General features: G+C 62.5%; 23 protein-coding genes and 2 pseudogenes. 16 read left to right on the forward strand and 9 right to left on the reverse strand.

All coding sequences use genetic code 11. The features are described 5' to 3' along the window. Positions 1–344, forward strand: a 344-nt coding sequence (locus D105_RS0113520) for an IS110 family transposase (RefSeq protein ID WP_018878754.1), incomplete at its 5' end; no start/stop codon positions are given. A 21-nt stretch (positions 345–365) separates the two neighbouring features. On the opposite strand, the gene nadA is transcribed toward D105_RS0113520, so the two are convergent. Next, the gene (gene nadA / locus D105_RS0113525; RefSeq protein WP_018878755.1) at positions 366–1,448 is read right to left on the reverse strand and encodes a quinolinate synthase NadA; all 1,083 of its coding nucleotides are present in this window, start codon (positions 1,446–1,448) and stop codon (positions 366–368) included. Positions 1,449–1,584: 136 nt separating this feature from the next. Here nadA and D105_RS0113530 point away from each other — a divergent pair, with 136 nt between their 5' ends. From D105_RS0113530 to D105_RS0113555, 6 genes are all read left to right on the forward strand, one after another. After that, entirely contained in the window at positions 1,585–2,016 is a 432-nt protein-coding gene (locus D105_RS0113530; protein ID WP_018865523.1) for a hypothetical protein, read from the forward strand. After that, a complete protein-coding gene (locus D105_RS0113535; RefSeq protein WP_018878756.1) occupies positions 2,013–2,552 on the forward strand; it encodes a protein disulfide oxidoreductase in 540 nt (179 codons plus the stop codon). Before D105_RS0113530 ends, D105_RS0113535 begins: the two co-directional genes overlap by 4 nt. A 233-nt stretch (positions 2,553–2,785) precedes the next feature. Next, positions 2,786–3,040 (forward strand): type II toxin-antitoxin system Phd/YefM family antitoxin, encoded by a 255-nt coding sequence (locus D105_RS0113540; RefSeq protein ID WP_019626006.1) that lies wholly within the window; start codon positions 2,786–2,788, stop codon positions 3,038–3,040. A gap of 262 nt (positions 3,041–3,302) precedes the next feature. Further along, on the forward strand, positions 3,303–3,557 hold the full coding sequence (locus D105_RS0113545) for a Txe/YoeB family addiction module toxin (protein WP_018865520.1): 255 nt from the start codon (positions 3,303–3,305) through the stop codon (positions 3,555–3,557). A 203-nt stretch (positions 3,558–3,760) separates the two neighbouring features. Further along, the gene (locus D105_RS0113550) at positions 3,761–4,006 is read left to right on the forward strand and encodes a type II toxin-antitoxin system Phd/YefM family antitoxin (protein ID WP_018878759.1); all 246 of its coding nucleotides are present in this window, start codon (positions 3,761–3,763) and stop codon (positions 4,004–4,006) included. Then, positions 4,006–4,404, forward strand: coding sequence for a type II toxin-antitoxin system VapC family toxin (locus D105_RS0113555; RefSeq protein WP_018865518.1), 399 nt, complete (start codon positions 4,006–4,008; stop codon positions 4,402–4,404). The genes D105_RS0113550 and D105_RS0113555 overlap by 1 nt, the downstream gene beginning before the upstream one ends. Before the next feature lie 154 nt (positions 4,405–4,558). On the opposite strand, the gene D105_RS0113560 is transcribed toward D105_RS0113555, so the two are convergent. Beyond that, a complete protein-coding gene (locus tag D105_RS0113560) occupies positions 4,559–5,425 on the reverse strand; it encodes an SUMF1/EgtB/PvdO family nonheme iron enzyme (RefSeq protein ID WP_018878760.1) in 867 nt (288 codons plus the stop codon). A gap of 253 nt (positions 5,426–5,678) precedes the next feature. Between D105_RS0113560 and D105_RS0113565 the strand changes: the two genes are divergently transcribed. Continuing rightward, the gene (locus D105_RS0113565; RefSeq protein ID WP_018878761.1) at positions 5,679–6,242 is read left to right on the forward strand and encodes a GspH/FimT family pseudopilin; all 564 of its coding nucleotides are present in this window, start codon (positions 5,679–5,681) and stop codon (positions 6,240–6,242) included. A gap of 148 nt (positions 6,243–6,390) precedes the next feature. Here the strand turns inward: D105_RS0113565 and D105_RS0113570 are convergent, their stop codons facing one another. After that, positions 6,391–6,798 (reverse strand): type IV pilin protein, encoded by a 408-nt coding sequence (locus D105_RS0113570; RefSeq protein ID WP_018878762.1) that lies wholly within the window; start codon positions 6,796–6,798, stop codon positions 6,391–6,393. 190 nt (positions 6,799–6,988) lie between these two features. Between D105_RS0113570 and D105_RS0113575 the strand changes: the two genes are divergently transcribed. The 7 genes and pseudogenes from D105_RS0113575 (at position 6,989) to D105_RS14980 (ending at position 12,464) form a co-directional block, all read left to right on the forward strand. Beyond that, positions 6,989–7,567, forward strand: a complete 579-nt coding sequence (locus D105_RS0113575) for a Tfp pilus assembly protein FimT/FimU (RefSeq protein WP_018878763.1) — start codon at positions 6,989–6,991, stop codon at positions 7,565–7,567. 3 nt (positions 7,568–7,570) lie between these two features. Then, positions 7,571–8,389, forward strand: coding sequence for a prepilin-type N-terminal cleavage/methylation domain-containing protein (locus tag D105_RS0113580; RefSeq protein WP_018878764.1), 819 nt, complete (start codon positions 7,571–7,573; stop codon positions 8,387–8,389). Positions 8,390–8,462: 73 nt separating this feature from the next. Continuing rightward, a complete protein-coding gene (locus tag D105_RS0113585) occupies positions 8,463–9,716 on the forward strand; it encodes a PilX N-terminal domain-containing pilus assembly protein (RefSeq protein WP_018878765.1) in 1,254 nt (417 codons plus the stop codon). A 29-nt stretch (positions 9,717–9,745) separates the two neighbouring features. Next, positions 9,746–11,176, forward strand: coding sequence for a prepilin-type N-terminal cleavage/methylation domain-containing protein (locus tag D105_RS0113590; RefSeq protein ID WP_018878766.1), 1,431 nt, complete (start codon positions 9,746–9,748; stop codon positions 11,174–11,176). Positions 11,177–11,320: 144 nt separating this feature from the next. Continuing rightward, positions 11,321–11,551, forward strand: a pseudogene (locus tag D105_RS15315) (type II toxin-antitoxin system Phd/YefM family antitoxin). Position 11,552: 1 nt separating this feature from the next. After that, positions 11,553–11,939: pseudogene (locus D105_RS15320) on the forward strand (type II toxin-antitoxin system VapC family toxin). A gap of 204 nt (positions 11,940–12,143) precedes the next feature. Next, complete coding sequence (locus D105_RS14980; RefSeq protein ID WP_081619329.1) at positions 12,144–12,464, forward strand: nucleotidyltransferase family protein; 321 nt, start codon at positions 12,144–12,146, stop codon at positions 12,462–12,464. A gap of 125 nt (positions 12,465–12,589) precedes the next feature. On the opposite strand, the gene D105_RS0113605 is transcribed toward D105_RS14980, so the two are convergent. The 3 genes from D105_RS0113605 to typA form a co-directional block, all read right to left on the reverse strand. After that, complete coding sequence (locus tag D105_RS0113605) at positions 12,590–13,021, reverse strand: putative toxin-antitoxin system toxin component, PIN family (RefSeq protein WP_018878768.1); 432 nt, start codon at positions 13,019–13,021, stop codon at positions 12,590–12,592. Next, positions 13,018–13,254: a ribbon-helix-helix protein, CopG family gene (locus tag D105_RS0113610; protein ID WP_018878769.1), complete on the reverse strand. Its 237-nt coding sequence runs from the start codon at positions 13,252–13,254 to the stop codon at positions 13,018–13,020. Before D105_RS0113610 ends, D105_RS0113605 begins: the two co-directional genes overlap by 4 nt. Before the next feature lie 500 nt (positions 13,255–13,754). Beyond that, positions 13,755–15,578 carry a translational GTPase TypA gene (gene typA / locus D105_RS0113615; protein ID WP_018876572.1) on the reverse strand — a complete coding sequence of 608 codons (1,824 nt, stop codon included), beginning with the start codon at positions 15,576–15,578 and terminating at the stop codon, positions 13,755–13,757. 275 nt (positions 15,579–15,853) lie between these two features. Between typA and D105_RS0113620 the strand changes: the two genes are divergently transcribed. Further along, on the forward strand, positions 15,854–16,084 hold the full coding sequence (locus tag D105_RS0113620; protein ID WP_018865502.1) for a hypothetical protein: 231 nt from the start codon (positions 15,854–15,856) through the stop codon (positions 16,082–16,084). A gap of 72 nt (positions 16,085–16,156) precedes the next feature. Here the strand turns inward: D105_RS0113620 and D105_RS0113625 are convergent, their stop codons facing one another. The 3 genes from D105_RS0113625 to D105_RS0113635 form a co-directional block, all read right to left on the reverse strand. Then, positions 16,157–16,483: a type II toxin-antitoxin system PemK/MazF family toxin gene (locus tag D105_RS0113625; RefSeq protein WP_018865501.1), complete on the reverse strand. Its 327-nt coding sequence runs from the start codon at positions 16,481–16,483 to the stop codon at positions 16,157–16,159. After that, on the reverse strand, positions 16,477–16,716 hold the full coding sequence (locus D105_RS14315; protein ID WP_038033015.1) for an AbrB/MazE/SpoVT family DNA-binding domain-containing protein: 240 nt from the start codon (positions 16,714–16,716) through the stop codon (positions 16,477–16,479). Before D105_RS14315 ends, D105_RS0113625 begins: the two co-directional genes overlap by 7 nt. Before the next feature lie 196 nt (positions 16,717–16,912). Then, the coding region (locus D105_RS0113635; RefSeq protein WP_026279207.1) for a transposase at positions 16,913–17,138 on the reverse strand (226 nt) is incomplete at its 5' end.

Raw genomic sequence — 17,138 nt, forward strand, 5'->3', positions numbered from 1 at the left:
CGGCAGGCCTGACCATGGCGTTCCAGCGGGGGGCCTTCCGCAACAGTGATGCGTTCGTCGCCTTCCTGGGGCTGGATGTCCGCATCCGCGACTCCGGCACAAAACGGGGGCAGCGCAAACTCACCAAACAGGGCGATCCAGAGTTGCGACGGCTGCTCTACCTGGCCGCGATGCAGGCCAAGTCCACACCCGCCTGGAGCGACTACTACCAGCGCTGCCTGGACCGTGGCCTGGCGACGACCCAGGCGCTGAATGCCTTGGCTCGCAAGCTGGCGCGCGTCGCCTTCGCCCTGATGAACAATCAGACCGATTACCAACCTAAGACCCCTTGTGGAGAGACATAGAATCTCCTACAAGACACCTCGTCAGGCGTCGCCTTCGGTGGCCTTGCGGTGTTCGGCGGCGAAATCGAGCATGCGCTGCGTGGCCACCAGGGCCTTCTGGCGCGCGGCCTCGTCGACGAAGATCTCGTTCTTCGCCGGCTCCCCGGTGTCTTCCAGCGTCTCGGCCAGCGAGACCAGGTCGTTCATGGCCATCCACGGGCAGTGGGCGCAACTGGTGCAGGTGGCGCTATGGCCGCCGGTGGGGGCCTCGATCAGGGTCTTGCCCGGGGCCGCCTGCTGCATCTTGTAGAAGATGCCCTTGTCGGTGGCGACGATGAACTCCTGTTCCGGGCGGTTCTTCACCGCCGCGATCAGCTGGCTGGTGGAGCCGACCACATCGGCCTGATGGATCACCTCGCGCGGGGATTCCGGATGCACCAGCACCGCGGCACCGGGGTGGCGGCCGCGCAGGTCCTCCAAGGCCCAGGAGCGGAACTCGTCGTGGACCACGCAGGAGCCGTCCCACAGCACCATGTCGGCACCGGTGGTGCGGCGGATGTAGTCGCCCAGGTGCTTGTCCGGGGCCCACAGCACCTTCTTGCCCTGATCGCGCAGGTGCTCGACCAGCGGCACGGCAATGCTGGAGGTGACGACGTAGTCGGCCTGCGCCTTCACGTCCACCGAGGTGTTGGAGTACACCACCACCGTGTGGTCCGGATACTGGGCGCGGAACTTCGCGAACTCGTCCGCCGGACAGCCGAGATCCAGCGAGCACTCGGCCTCCAGTGTCGGCATCAGCACGCGCTTCTCCGGGCTCAGGATCTTGGCCGTCTCGCCCATGAAGCGCACCCCGGCCACCACCAGCGTCTCGGCCGGGTGCTCCTTGCCGAAGCGTGCCATCTCCAGGGAGTCGGCCACGCAGCCGCCGGTCTCGTCCGCCAGGCGCTGCAGCGACTCGTCCACGTAGTAATGGGCCACCAGCACCGCGTTGCGTTCGATCAGCAGGCGCTTGATGCGGCGCACCAGCTCGTCGCGTTGGGCATCGGTCAACGCGTGCAGCGAAGCCGTCACGTGGGCCGTGCTCGGCACGTGGTAAAGCGGCTTGTCGGCTACGGGTGCGTTCATGATCCCTCGCTCTCCGAAGCAGTCGGAGAAGATTATCGTCTGCTTATGGTACGACAGGCCCCGGCGTGCTGTCGTTCCTGCAAATTGTGGGGGCGTGCCCGCGCAACCCAAGCAGCGCGCCTATAATGCCCGCCCGATGGACGAGCTCACCCGCCAATACAAGGCGCTGTCATTCGAAGAGCGCATGGACCTGGCCCTCTCCGGAGCGCTGGAGGAGCGCTGGCGACCGTTGCTGGTCCGCGACCAGCACGCCCAAGTGAAGGCCTATTTCTCCCGGCGCATGGACCTGACCCCGGAGGAAGTCGCGCTGCTTCTGGCCGACCCCAACCAGACCGTGCGCCTGAACTGCGCCAAGCGCCCGGACCTGACCCCGGACCAGGTCGAGGCCTGCGTGAACGATCGCGACCCCAACCTGCGCTACTTCGTCGCGCGCAACCCGCTGCTCACCGAGGCCCAGCGGGAACGCCTGATGGACGACGAGGACGAACTGGTACGCATCGCGGTGCGCAAGGGCCCGAAAAAACGTGGCACCCGCGCCCGCCCCGGACAAGCCGAGATGATCCGTTGACCGAGACCAAGCCCGAGAAGCCGAAACGCCCGAAGCCCTCCGGACGCCGACGCGCGCTGTCCTGGGGTATTCAGATCGGCCTGGCGCTGGTGATCTTCCTGGCCGTACGCGCCTGGATGGCGCGCGACATGGTCGAGGGCCCTGCACCCGAGTTCGAGGCCCAGCTACTGGATGGCACGCCAGTGACGCTCGCCGACTACGCGGACGAGCCCATGCTGCTGCACTTCTGGGCCACCTGGTGCCCGATCTGCCGCCTGGAGGAGGGCGAGATCGTGCGCCTGTCGCAGAGCCACCCGGTACTCACGGTGGCCATGCAGTCCGGCACGCCCGAGGAGGTCCTGGACCACCTGAACGAACGCGAACGCGAGCTGGCCGTCGTCAACGATCCCCAGGGCACCCTGGCCGCGCAGTACAACGTCCGCGGCGTGCCGGCCACGTTCATCATCAACCCCGACGGCGACATCGTCTTCCGCAAGCAGGGCTACGCCCCCCCGTTCGAACTCCGCCTGCGCCTCTGGCTCGCCCGCTGGCTGTAACAGCCTCCAGCAAACGGTGCAGTTCGCTGCGCTCAGTGCATCCTACGCGCCGCAATCCAACCGTAGGATGCGGTTGAACGGAGCGACACGCATTACCCCCCAACGTGCGCCCCCGGCTGGTACCGAGCAGCTCCCATAAGCGTCCATCAACGATGGTCCGTTCGCTTGCTATGGCTCACGCCGAATCGTACATTATCCCGTACATGTACAGATCCGGACCCAAGGGGTACTCCATGGACGCCATTAGCTACACCGCAGCGCGGAGCAATCTGGCCAAGACGATGGAACAGGTCTGCGAAGACCATTCCACGATTATCATCACCCGCAACAAAGCCCCCTCCGTGGTCATGATGTCACTGGAAGACTTTGAGGCGCTACAGGAAACGGCCTACCTGCTTCGGGCACCAGAGAATGCTCGGCGCCTGCTTGCCTCGGTCGCCGAACTGGAGCAAGGGGGAGGCAAGGAGCGGAGGCTAGGGGAACACTGATTAGTGTACACGCTCGCGCTCGAGTCGCTTTTGCGTGCGAACAAGGCGCGGTGACTGCCGTGCAGTCATTCTGCACAAGGGAACCGCAACGCCGTGCGCGCGCAAAAGCGGCCGAGCCCCTTCGGGGTTGGTACCCCAGGTTCCCCGATCCTGCGTTGCGGCCCTTGCCGGTAGAACCACTACCGGCTGCGCACCGCGCCTTGGCTCGGAAACCTGGGGTGCCAACGCGAGTGTGTACACTAATCAGTGTTCCCCTAGAGGAGTGAGGCTACTCTTTGCTGAACTTGCCTGGGAGGACTATCTCTACTGGCAACGACACGACAAGAAAACCCTTCGCCGCGTGAACGAGCTCATCAAGGCCATCCAGCGCGATCCGTTTACGGGCATCGGGAAGCCCGAACCCCTCAAGCACAACCTTGCCGGCTACTGGTCCCGCCGGATCGATAGCGAACACCGCATCGTATACAAGGTGGACGACGGAACCCTGCTGATCGCGCAGCTCCGCTACCACTACTGACCGGAAGCATCGGATGCGCCAACGTTCGCGACCAAGCGAACGGTGCAGTTCGCTCCGCTCAGTGCACCCTACGCTCAAGAAACCCCTCGTAGGATGCGGCTGAGCGCAGCGAAACACATCAAAATGATCGTGGCCGGCAACCCAGCTTCTTGACCACCAACGCACTTTAGTTACACTTCAAAGTGTAACCAACGGGGGCCGTCATGGAAGCTACCACCAAGGACATGCGCCTGCACAGCCGCGAGTTGCTTGCCGCCGTGGACCGAGGGGAGGAGATCGAGATCACCTACCGGGGCCAGTTGCGCGCCCGACTTGTCCCCTACCGGGCTCGCAGTGAAGCGACCCAGGCGCGCTCCGCACATAACCCGCTGTTCGGGCTCTGGCGCGACCAAACCGACCCGGTCGACGAACACATCCGCCGGATCCGGCAACCCAGGAACTTCAAGTAATGCTAGTGGACACGGATGTCCTGATCTGGAATCTGCGCGGGAATCAGCGAGCCAGCGAATGGCTCGACAGCTCGCCGGGATTCACAGTGTCCGCAGTCACCTACATGGAACTCGTCCAGGGGCTGCGCGACCAGTCCGAATTCCGCGCGCTGCGCCAAGCCGTCCAGTACTGGGATGCCCGCATCCAACCGGTAAGCGAAGCCATCTCGAACCGCGCAACCTTCCTTGTCGAGACCTACGCCCTCAGCCACAACATGCAGATGGCCGATGCGCTGATTGCGGCGACCGCCACACAGCTGGGCTTGCCACTCGTCACGGCCAACGATCGGCACTATCGGAACATCGAGGGCCTGGAGATCCACCTGTTCCGACCGGAACAGGGCAGCGCCCCACTGTAGGAGGCCAGCCCTCTGGCCGATCGGGCCCGGCCTACGCCCCATCGCCCAGAGGGCTGGGCTCCTACACAAGACCCAAGCCTCGCCACAGCGCCGAACCGTTCCCCGCAGGGGGCGCGCCTTACGCGCGAAGCCCCTGCCACCGCCAGCCCGGGGCCTACGCCTCCAGCTCGCGCAGGACGCGGAAGCCCAGGTTGGTATCCATCTCGTCGATGTTGCGGCGGCGCCGGGCGGCGCTGCGGGTATTCACGGCGGCATCGAACCAGGAACCGCCCTTGGTGACCACCCACTCGTTGTCCGGATCGCGACGGTAGACGCCATCGCGCGGCAGGCTGGCATGGCTGTCATGCCATGGCGTGGAGGTGAACTCCTGCACATTGCCGTGCATGTCGTACAGCCCCCACAGGTTGGGCTGAAAGCTGCCCACATCCAGCGGCCGCGACAGCGGAAAGCACGCCGGGATGTACCACTTGCGCCGCTGGCGCCGCTCCTCGTACGGGAACAGCGAATTGAAGTGCACGTCGCGGCACCCCACCACCTCGCCAAAGGCGAACGGCGTTCGGGTGCCCGCGCGGCAGGCGTATTCCCACTCCGCCTCGGTCGGCAGGCGATAGCGCTTGCCCGTCTCCTCGCTCAGCCAGTCCAGGTACTGCTGGATACTATCCGGCTTGATATTGAAGATCGGCATGCGCGGAGTACTCGGCCACACCAGCCACTCCCAGGGCTCCCAGCCCGTCGCCGCCTGGAACGCCTCCCACTCCTCACGCGTGATCGCGTAGCGCCCCAGGGCAAAGGACCGCTCCAGCGCCACGAAGCGCCGCGGGGCCTCATGCGGCTGATGACCGTACTCCGAGGCATCCGAACCCATCTCGAACTCCCCGGCCGGGATCACCTGCAACTCCGGCGTCGGCGCCCCGGAGCGGGCCTCGTCGCGAAACGTGACGTCCAGCCTTGCCGCACGCGCCGCCTGCTGCTGCAGATCCAGCAGATCCGCCTGATCCATCCGCTGCACGTCCTTCACCATGGGCCCACTCACCTCCAACACCTTCAATTTCGCAGCAGACGCTACATCCCGTCTCTGCCAGCCCTACCCCGTCATTGCCCTCTCCACCCCGTCATTGCGAGCGAAGCGAAGCAATCTCCCGTCGAATGCACGGCGTCCAAACAGAACCATAGCCACCATGCCTGTCGGGACCTTTGACTTGTAGGCAACCTGCCACCGGTAACGTTCCAGCGTCACCCGGGTTGGCGGATGGCCCCGCCCGCCGTGCTCGTCTATGCTCACGCCTGCACGCGATCTCAGGGAGGAGACGACGATGCGGAATTGCAAGGGAATTACAGCCATCGAGCTGATGGTCACTCTGGGTGTGCTCGCCATTCTGGCCACGCTCGCGGCCCCCGCGTTCAGCGAAATGCTCGAACGTCAGCGAATCATCGGCGCCACCAACAGCCTGCTCAACGCCATGCACCTGGCGCGCAGCGAGGCACTCAAGCGCAACCAACGCGTCACCCTGTGTCCGTCCAGCGACGGCGAGACCTGCCGCGAAGACGGCGACTGGGCTTATGGCTGGATCTGGTTCGCCGACCCGACACACTCCGGCGAGCGCTCCGACGAAGACCTGCTCATTGGTTACGAAGGTGCCGGGTTGCAGGACGCACTTTCGATCACGGGGAACACTCCGGTCGGGGACTACGTGTCCTACGTAGCTCGGGGAACGACCCGGCGCACGAACGGCGCGCTTCAGATGGGCAGCTTTACCGTGTGCGGCAACGTGGAGGAAGGCCGACGCGTCATTGTTAGCAGTATCGGTCGTCCGCGCAGCGAGCCCGCCAAGTGCTAGGAACCCCAAAACCCTGCCGAAATCCCCAACACCACGCAACGATGAACTGGGATCTCATCTCCCTGCGCCAAAGAAAGCCAAGCCACCCCAAAACTATCCAAACCACTCTCGTTAATAACCGGGGCACTCGCGGACCCGGAACCCGCGGTTACCAACAATCCGCTGGCGTTCGGGTAGACGAACCACCTGTGACCCGCAAAGTAATCGTCGTACAACCCGTATCGTTGAGCTGCCGGCTACCTTGCGGAGCGGTTGCGGTCGCAGTAAAGCCGGAGCCCGACTCGTCAGAGATTGCTAACTGGTAGTGCCCATCGTCGGATTCGCCGGTCAGCCCCAAATCCGAAAGTTCGCCGGTGTAGGCCGGATTGTTCGCCCGCCAACGCTCCTGCTCCAGCTGGATGCGCAGCAGGGAGTCATGGGCGTCGGCACGTTGCGACTTGAGGATGTAGTTCTGATACGACGGATAGGCGATGGCCGCCAGAATGGCCACGACCGCCACCACGATCATCAGCTCGATCAGGGTGAACCCCAGCGCCTTCGTATTTGTTGCCTTCATCGCTCGATCTCCCTAGAAGACTTCCATTTTCGCCAAACTCGATTCCACCACAATCGTTCTCCGACAAGTCCTGTCAATACTTCGAGTGGACGCTTTCGCACTCCGAGCGGTAGCCACGCGGCATGCCCAAGATACCCCAGACCGTATAATGGGAACCGAGACCCTTCATTCTCCTGCCCGGGGACCGCGCATGGCCGCACCGCAAAAACCCTTCGGCTTCACCCTGATCGAACTCATGATCACCATCGCCGTACTGGTGATCCTGGTGACGCTCGCCGCTCCCGCCTTCAACCTGGCCGAGCAGCGCCGCGTGATCGGTGCCGCCGAGAGCGCCCTCGACCAGATCCAGACCGCCCGCAGCGAAGCTATCAAGCAGGGCCGCGACATCCATTTCGTGAGCCAGGGCGACGGCGACACTTGGTGTCACGGCATATCAAATACGCCCACCTGCGACTGCACGGTCGATGACGCGGCCGCCGCGAACGCATGCACCATCGTGATGGCAGGGGATGAAGATGCAGTACTGCGCACGACCAGTTCGGATGATTTCCGCAACGTCTCGATGACGGGCGAACAGACCCTCACCTTCAACCACGTACGGGGGACAGTGGAACGCATAGACAGTAACGACGATCCGGAACCGCTCGTTTTCACCTCCGCGCCCAACGACTTCGGCATGCAAGTTCAGCTCAACCTGATCGGTCGCCCTCGAGCCTGTGGAACGAATCGTGCTCTGGGGGCTTATAACCAATGCCCTGGGGGCTTATAACCCATGCTGAAACATACGCACCCCATCGTGACGCAGGGCCGGCCCAGCGGCGCCAACCGGAACCATGGCTTCACTCTTGTGGAGCTCATGATCGGCATCGTGGTTGGCATGATCGTGATCGCTGCGGCCACGGCCCTCTACCTGACAGTGATCCAGGGCAGCATCTACACGACCCAGGAGGCGCGCCTCACGCAGGAAACCCGCATCACGCTGGATCTGATCGCCAATGACATCCGGCGCGCGGGATATTCTCATCCAGAGCGCATCGCAGAGGACCCCGATGAGGAACGGATCCCAGCCAACCCGTTCATGGAGCATGCCATGTGGCTGCACGCTCACGATTTCGACGGCAACAGCGGGACCTGCATCCTGGTCAGCTTTGACCCGACCTTTCGCTACGATCCGACCACGGTTACGCCCGCGCACGACCTCAGCGATCTCGTGAACAACGGAGAGCAGTACGTATTCGGCTATCGGCGAAACAACGATGCGGTCGAAATGCTGACGGGCGGCCTAGCCGACACCTCCACCTGCGAAGGTGGCACCTGGGAACCCCTGACCGACCCACAGACCACACAAGTCAACCGTCTCGAATTTGACTCCAGCTCTTCCAGCTGTATGAAAGTGAATGCGGACGGTGACACCTCCGGGCCGGTTTACGGGGCCTCCCCCTGCAGCACGCTGGGCAACAATGACGGCGATGTATTCGCCGAAAGCACTCGCGTGACGATAACGCTCGAAGCCGTACATGCGAATGACAATGCCACCAGGATAAACCACTCCGACACCGTGAGTGTTCGAAACCTGCGGATTTTCGACTAATGGCCCGCTCCGAGGGAGCCTGAAAATGTCCCAGAAGACTTCTTGCAACCAACTCGGCCGGCGACAGGAAGGAATGGCCACCCTACTTATCGCGCTGATCATCATGATCAGCGTGACACTGGTAGTCATATTTACCGCGCAGACGGCCGTGCTGGAACAACGCATGTCGGGCAATGAAGTCCGCATGAAACAGACCAATGTCGCCGCGCAGGCTGGCCTGGAACGGGCGATGGCCTACATGCAGCAGAACTCGGTGCCCACCGTCCTCTCTGAAGACCAGGGTTTCGCTACCGGCGAATACCGCGTGGCATTCCTCGATGCAGAGATCTCTGGCGACGCCCTTGGCACGATCGACGATGTGTGCCCCGCAGACCCGAACAACTTCCCGGCTCAAAGCACAATCAACCAATTCCGCAAGACCTGGGACGGGACCTCTGAACCGGAGGAGGGCGACACCCTCCAGGAGGCGGTGGTGTTTGCCTGTGGCTGGAGCGATGACCGCTCCGGCCGGAAGGCGCTGATGGTCGGGATGCAAGCCGGACCGGCCGTGGCAAATCCTCCGGACAATCCCCTGCTCGCCCGGGGTGGTATCGACGTTGCAGGTAACGTTGGCGTTTACAACGCTTATACCAACCTGACGATCCGGTCCGGTAGAGAGGCCGAAATCTCGGGGAACGCCGGTACCACCTATATGCGTGACCCGTCGCAGCCACCGCCAACGCTGGACGAAGACGTGCCGGCCCCCGGGCCGAACAATATGGATTCGCGCTACCTCGAAATGAGTGCCAAGGACCAGATCGGACTCGATGTTGTCGACTTCGACCCTGGCTTGAATCAGGGCAGCGGGGACGATTTCTTTAAGAACTTCATGGGCTACACGAAGGAAGAATATCGTGAAAATGTCGCCGCCCACCGACTCAACCAAGGAGACCTTGACCAAACGGATGGCGATGGCAACTCGATTTCCTACGACAAATGGGGGCAGACCATCTGGGTCGATGGGCAAGGCGAAGAAGTCACCATTAGAGGCCAGGTCGGCAACCGCGACAACCCTGTTGTCCTGGTCGTGGACGGCGACTTGAGGCTCGCTGGCTTCTTCGAAGAATTCCACGGGGTGCTCTATGTCGCTGGCAACCTGACTGGATCCGGCAATCCAGAATTTTACGGCGCAACCATCATCGAAGGCGATGCCGAGATCACCGACGATCCCACCGCGACCGTAAGCGGGCGACCGAATTTCGTATTCGATCCCGTGGCCGCAGGTGGCGGTGCCAGCGCTGGCGCCAAAGGCATGATGTCCGGCACGTGGCGCGACTGGAGCAACTAGTGCGCGCAAATAGCGTTCGAGGAAAGACAATGAACCACGATCGAAAGCATTATTCACACGGCATCAGCCTGATCGAGGCGTTGATTGCCCTCGCCGTACTTGGCTTAGGGCTCTTGGCGATTGCAAAACTACATGGCGAATTGACGGGCAGCACTGCGGATTCCAAGGCCCGCGCCGAGGCAATGCAAATCGCGGAGTCCCGTATGGATGCTCTGCGCAACCATCTGGAAACCGGCAATCAACAGGGCGACACGCACGGGTTTGCCGTTGTCGCAGCTGAGCTGGAACAGGACGGTATCCCCGGAGTCAACGCGACATTCGACGTGTCCGTGAATCCCAACCCCATTAATACCTTGGCGGTATTTGATCCATCTGACCCGGACTATCAAGGTTATGCGGACGTTGAACTTGAGGTGACCTGGACCAACTCACGCGGGGAACAGCAGAGCGTCACCCTGAGCAGCGCGGTCGCGTGGAACGACCCCCTGAGCTCGATTAACCTCGCCCGCGGCCGCTTGGCCGGCGAAAACCTGATCGGCAGTCCGTCCGGTGCCGCTCGCCGCCCGGGCGAACTCATAGAAAGCGCTGATGCCGAGGCGACCACGGTGCTTCATGGAGGAGACTACGAGATTCGTGAAGCCGACGGTCGATTCCAGTTGGTAGATGCCACCGAGAACCTGCCCCTGCTTGAGACGCGAACCCCCGGCTTTAGCACTATCACCGGGCTCCTCCTGGCGTACGACATGGACGCCCAAGAACTCAACGATATTCGAGTGGATCTATCGGACTCAGGGTTCTGTGTGAATACGCGCCTCGAAGAGGGTGTTCCACCGGGCGCCGAGGACAATGAAAACAACCCACACCACACCAACATTAACGGGATCTTCTACCGCTGTTACGTTGGAGTTGGCTGGTTCGGCAACATTGGAGTGGTTAACCGGGACGGTGGTGTTACCAACATCCCCAACAACGTGTGCGTGGGAGACCCTACAGTAGACGATGTAGAGGCTTGGAACTCCCGCGAACCCCAAGAGTCTCTTCGGCGCCGATACCGTGGGTACGACGGCAACCAAGCGTATGGAATTGGGGACGGCCCGGACGTCACCACCCCCGAGGTGCGGCATCTCGGCACGCGAGTTCCAGATGACGCGCCAGACGCAATCAAGGCCCTGTTCGATGAACCCGGTCTGTACGGCGACCCCTTCGTTCCGGATGACTACGTAGGGCACTTCTTTTTGCTGGCCAGTACCACAGGTGGCAACAACAACTGCCAAAGCCGGATGGTGGAGACTCAAGAAGAAGATCCTGGACACGGCGTCACTTGGTTCGAGGAAACGACCCAGAATGACTACACAGGCAACAGCGGCCAAAATTATTGCTTCCTAGAAATCGATCCAATCGGAGGCGACTGCGAGCCACCTCCCGGCGACGAAAATGGAGAGCCTGAGCCATCGACCTGAAGCGTAGCCTTCGGGGTCAAACCTTGCCTTTTGCCCCGGGCCTGGGTGAAACCCACTCGACGAAATGGTCTACAGGAACGATTTGATTAAATCGTTGCCGGCACATAGGCTTAGTCATACGACTTAGTCGGATTAGGCGAGCTCATGAGCACAACAGTCAACGTACACGAAGCAAAGACGCACCTGTCGCGACTGCTGAAGCGCGCGCATGATGGCGAGTAGATCATCCTGGCCAAGTCAGGCCGGCCGTATGCGCGGCTGGTGCCGCTGGCATCCCCTCCATTACAGCGCCAACCCGGGCGCATAACGCGCCAGGTCGAAGACGCATTCTTCGAACCCTTGCCGGAGGATGAACTCGCCGCTTGGGAGAAATAGTGTGCGAGTCCTGCTCGATACCCACGCCCTGCTCTGGTGGTTAACGAACGATTCGCGGCTATCGTCACGCGCTCGGGAAATTATTGGGGACTTGGATAACGCTGTCATGGTAAGCGCCGCCAGCGCATAGGAGATTGCGACGAAGCATCGACTGGGCAAACTGCAGATTGGCGGTGTAGTCATCCAGCGCTTTGATGAACTCGTCACCGCAGATGGCTTTACGCATCTGGCAGTGAACTACTCGCAAGCGATCCACGCCGGGACCTATTCTGTCGACCATCGCGACCCGTTCGATCGCATCCTAGCTGCCCAGGCAGAGCTCGAGCAGATCCCATTGCTGACCACCGATCCGGCCTTGCGCGACTTCCCGATACGCTGCATCTGGTAATACAGGAACCGGGGAAAGGTTTGTTTTCCGTCTACATTCCTGCTGGTGTTCTGGACCCTCGAACGGCGCACCCCTGCCCGTAGCCTGCTCCGGAGGGTATACCCCTCTCAGCGGGCCAGCCGGGGCCTCAATCGAGGCATAGCCTTCTGGCTGCGCTCCAAGCGTGACTGTCGTATCTTAATAGCGGTAGGAGGCTTGGGCATCATGCATCCATTGATTCGACAACATCGCGACGCGCTCGAATCGGCATGCCGTGACTTCGGTGTGTCGCGGCTGGACGTTTTCGGGTCTGCGGCTCGCGGGGAAGATTTCGACCCTGAACGTTCGGACGTGGATTTCCTCGTGGAATTCGGGCCGGATCAGACCGGATTGTCCCTCGAGCAATTCCTCGGTCTGCGCAGAGAGTTGAGCGACATTCTTGGACGGCCCGTGGACTTGGTGACACCGCAAAGCGTGACCAATCCGTATGTCCTCGCGAAGCGGAGCCTCGGGGTCAAACCTTGCCTTTTGCCTGAAACTCGGTGAGAGGCTGGCCCGCCACTGTTTCCAGGATGACGCCGTTTAGAATCGCGTGGCCCGGGGATCCGAGATCACGAACCCAAAATAACAAACTCCGCTCGCGCCCCAGACAACCGCGCCCGCGCACCTAATCAGCTCGTTTCAAACAGCTGAAGGCCCGCCTCGGGCGTGACGACACGCCCCGGCGCAAATGGCTGTTGGGCCAGCAGCTTGTCGCCCGTCACGAGTATGCTGCGCGGGTGACAAGCCAGCAGATCCCACAGGTGAGCATCTCCGGCATCCGGAGCCGAAATTGATGAGGGGCTCGGCTCACGCCAGATCGCATTGGCGACCAGTTCGGTCACCAAGTCATCGATATGCGAGTCCGAAAGGCCATGCAGCCGAACCAGCGACGGCCGCAAGAGAAGCCTGCGATATTCGGATATCAGGTCAGGTGAAGTCAGGAAAGGGAAATGTCCCGCCAGCATCCCGTCCAGGACACGGCATACGGGCGAGCGTGGCGCACTGGACAGCAGCCCCGCCACCACGACGTTGGTGTCAACCACCAGCGTCCACGGCTTCATCGGCCGCGCTCGGAACGGGTCTCCTCCAGCGCTCGAGCCATGGCATCTTCTTCGCTTAGCGCTGCGCGCTTCCGAGCCGAGGCCACTAATTGCCGCGCTTCGCTACGGGTACGAATCCCGCGATAGACCAGGCTCTCCTCGATAATCGAAGCGATGGAACGGTGCTGCCGCGCCGCCGCCTCTTTCAGGGCCTGATGCAGCTGGTCGTCCAGGGTGATGGTTAATCGGCTCATCGAAGCCCTCCAGACGGGCTGAATCGTGCAAACCAAAACACCATAGCACCGGATGAGAGCGGGGGCCAGATCACCTCGTGCAGCACAATCCAGCCGGAGGAGACCCCGGATAACTGGAAGAAAGAGGACACCCGTCTCCTCGAACAGCTCTCCTGAACACATGCCGCTGCAGCCCTCGTCTCCCGCAGGAGCCCGGCCCTCTGGGCGATGGGGCGCTGGACGCACCTGATCGGCGAGAGGGCTCGCCTCCTACAGCTGGCGGGGAACGGAAGGGACGCCCATCTGCTTCCAGACGCCGCACCGTCCTCCCGGCTGCAGCGCAGCGATGAGCCGGGATCTCCGGCGCTGGACATACCCCGGGATCCGCGCAATCCCCGGCGCAGGGGAACCCGGATAACCGTTGCGCGGGCTCCGGGATGGCGGCAGAGGGCAGGACGTAAAAAAGCGCCCCGCGGATGCGATCCGGCCGGGCGCTTTTTGATTCCGCCTTGGGTCTAGCTTCAGGCGGTTGCGGCGGCGCGGGAGGCCTTTTTGCGTTCGTGCTCCAGCAGGAACTTCTTGCGGATACGCAGGTTTTCCGGGGTCACCTCGACCAGTTCGTCGTCGTCGATGAACTCGATGGCCTGCTCCAGCGTCATGCGGATCGGCGGGGTCAGCTGGATGTTCTCGTCGGTCCCGGCAGCACGGATGTTGGTGAGCTGCTTGGCCTTGAGCGCGTTGACGACCAGGTCGTTCTCGCGCGAGTGCAGGCCGATCACCATGCCTTCGTAGACCTCCTCGCCGGGGCCGATGAACAGCTTGCCACGGTCCTGCAGGTTGAACAGGGCAAAGCCCAGGGCCTTGCCGGCGGCGTTGGCGATCAGCACGCCATTCTGGCGCGAGGCCACCGCCCCGGACTGATACGGGCCGTAGTGGTCGAAGATGTGGTGCAGGATGCCGGTACCGGAAGTGGCGGTCATGAACTCGGTCTGGAAGCCGATCAGGCCGCGCGACGGCACGATGAAGTCCAGGCGCACGCGGCCCTTGCCGTCCGGAACCATGTTGGTCATCTCGCCTCGGCGCTCGCCGAGCTTCTCCATGACCGTGCCCTGGTGCTGCTCCTCGACGTCCACGGTGACCGACTCGTACGGCTCCTGCTTCACGCCGTCGACTTCCTTGATGACCACCTCGGGGCGCGCGACGGCCAGCTCGTAGCCCTCGCGACGCATGTTCTCGATCAGGATGCCCAGGTGCAGTTCGCCACGGCCGGAGACCTTGAACTTGTCCGGGTCCTCGCCCTCTTCCACGCGCAGGGCGACGTTGTGCTTGAGTTCTTCCTGCAGGCGGTCGCGCAGCACGCGCGAGGTGACGTACTTGCCCTCGCGCCCGGCGAACGGCGAAGTATTCACCTGGAAGGTCATGCTGACGGTCGGCTCGTCGACGGTCAGCGGCTCCATCGCCTCCACGTGGTTCGGATCGCACAGGGTGTCGGAGATAAACAGCTTGTCCATCCCGGTGAAGGTGATGATGTCGCCCGCCCGGGCCTCCTGAACCTCCACCCGCTCCAGGCCGTGGAAGCCCATGATCTGCAGCATGCGGCCGTTGCGCACGCCGCCTTCGCGGTCCACCACCTTGACCGGGGTGTTCGGCTTGATGCGCCCGCGTTTCACGCGGCCGATGCCGATCAGGCCCTGGTAGGAGTTGTAGTCCAGCGAGGAGACCTGCATCTGGAACGGGCCATCCGCGTCCACGTTCGGCGGCGCGACATGCTTGACGATGGTCTCCAGCAGGCAGGTCATGTCGCCCTCGGTGACACTGGAGTCCAGCCCGGCAAAGCCGTTCAGCGCGGAGGCGAACACAATGGGGAAGTCGAGCTGCTCGTCGGTGGCACCAAGGCGGTCGAACAGATCGAACACCTGATCCACGGCCCAGTCGGGGCGCGCGCCGGGGCGGTCGACCTTGTTGACCACGACGATCGGCTTGAAGCCCATCGCGAAGGCCTTCTGCGTCACGAAGCGGGTCTGCGGCATCGGGCCATCCACCGCGTCCACCAGCAGCAGCACCGAGTCGACCATCGACAGCACGCGCTCGACCTCGCCACCGAAGTCGGCGTGTCCGGGGGTGTCCACGATGTTGATGCGGTAGTCCTGCCATTCGATGGCCGTGTTCTTGGCCAGGATGGTGATCCCGCGTTCCTTCTCGATGGCGTTGGAGTCCATGATCCGCTCGCCGTGATCGCCACGCTTGTCGAGGGTGCCGGACTGGCGCAGGAGCTGGTCGACCAGCGTGGTCTTGCCATGATCAACGTGGGCGATGATGGCGATGTTGCGAAGCTTCTCGGTCATGGAATACAAACTCTGGATACTGGCAAAAGGGCCGACACTATACAGACTTATGCGTGACCGCGCTGCGACTCCCGCGTTTTATGCGCAGGCTCCGCCCTCGCGCCTCCCCGCGGCCCCCAGCCAAAGCGATTCCGCCCCGGAACTACCGGCCACCTGAGCCCTGTGGCCAAGCCAGTACGGCACCCCCCGACCTGATCGCTGACAGCACACTGGCCTCCGTTGAATGCACGTAGTTTTCGTGCTCCGCATTTTTACGTGAGCCATGAGGATTCAACATGAAACAGAACATTACCCTGTCCCTCGACAAGCAGGTACTGACCGAACTGAAGGTCATCGCAGCCCGTCGTTCGACTTCGGTCTGCCGGCTGCTGACGGAGGAACTGGAGCACATCGTGGAACGATCCGAACGGTATGAGCGTTCCAAGCGCGCGGCCCTGGCCGCCCTGGACAAGGGCTGCCACTTCGGCGGCGAACGCCCGGATCGGGACGCGCTGCATGAGCGATAAGGTCTTCGTCTATACCAACGTCCTGTCCTACGCGCTCGACCCAGGGCCTGGTCAGATGGCAGCTCACAAACGTCAGACGAACATTTCCAGGAGTTGCGGATGCCAGCTTGCGAGTTCGATCGAGCCAAGCGTGGACCCCAGACGCCGCTTGTCCACACTGCGGATCTGGTCCAGAAGAATACGGGCCGGGCGGCCCGCGAGCTCGACCTCCGGCCGGCATCCAAGGGGCTGCCCCTTGCTGGTGATCGGGGCCACCAGAACCCGTGGCAAGGCTGCGTTCATGTCGTCGGGGGAGACAATCAATGCAGGACGGGTCTTGCGGATCTCCGTTCCAACGGTAGGGTCCAGGTTGACCCAGTAGACGTCGCCGCGGCGAACCGGTGCGCGACGCCCTACCATTCCCACTCCTCGGCATCCTCGGCCCAGGGCGCGTCGGACCATTCGGGTGCATCGTCCTGATCGATGTCGTAATGGTCGAACCAGCCGGCGCGCGGCTCGGTAATCGGTTCGATCACGATCCGGTGACCCTCGAGCCGCAGGTCGATCTCGTCGCGGATCCCGCATTGGCGCAACAGTGCCGCAGGTAACAGAACGCCGCGGGAGTTTCCGATCTGTCGCAAAGTTGTTTTCATGGCCTCCCCACAAACCGGCCGAAGTTATAACAATGTATCACCATGGGCGCCGCGGAGGCCAGATTGAAGCCCACCATCCGCTGCTGGCTCAACGCACCCCGCCTGCAGCCACCCCGCCCCGGTCATCCCGGCCGCAGGGTTGTGTGCGTCAAGTTGTGCAGAAGTGAGTCAGCCATGTTCGGTTGGTCGGTATGGCTCAGGCGGCCTCGGCCTGCCTCAGCAGGATTTTCTTGTGCTCTTTGAGCAGATCCATGTTCAGGTAGCGGTTGTCCTCCAGCCAGCCTTCGTGGATTTCGACGGCCAGGGCCCGTACCAGGCGTAGACAGCTGTGGGTGTTGGGGAAGATCCGGACCACCCGGGTCCGGCGGCGGATCTCCTCGTTCAGCCGCTCGAGCATGTTGGTGCTCTTCATGTGCTTGTGA

The sequence above is a fragment of the Thioalkalivibrio sp. ALE28 genome (assembly GCF_000377425.1).
Classification (GTDB): Bacteria; Pseudomonadota; Gammaproteobacteria; order Ectothiorhodospirales; family Ectothiorhodospiraceae; genus Thioalkalivibrio.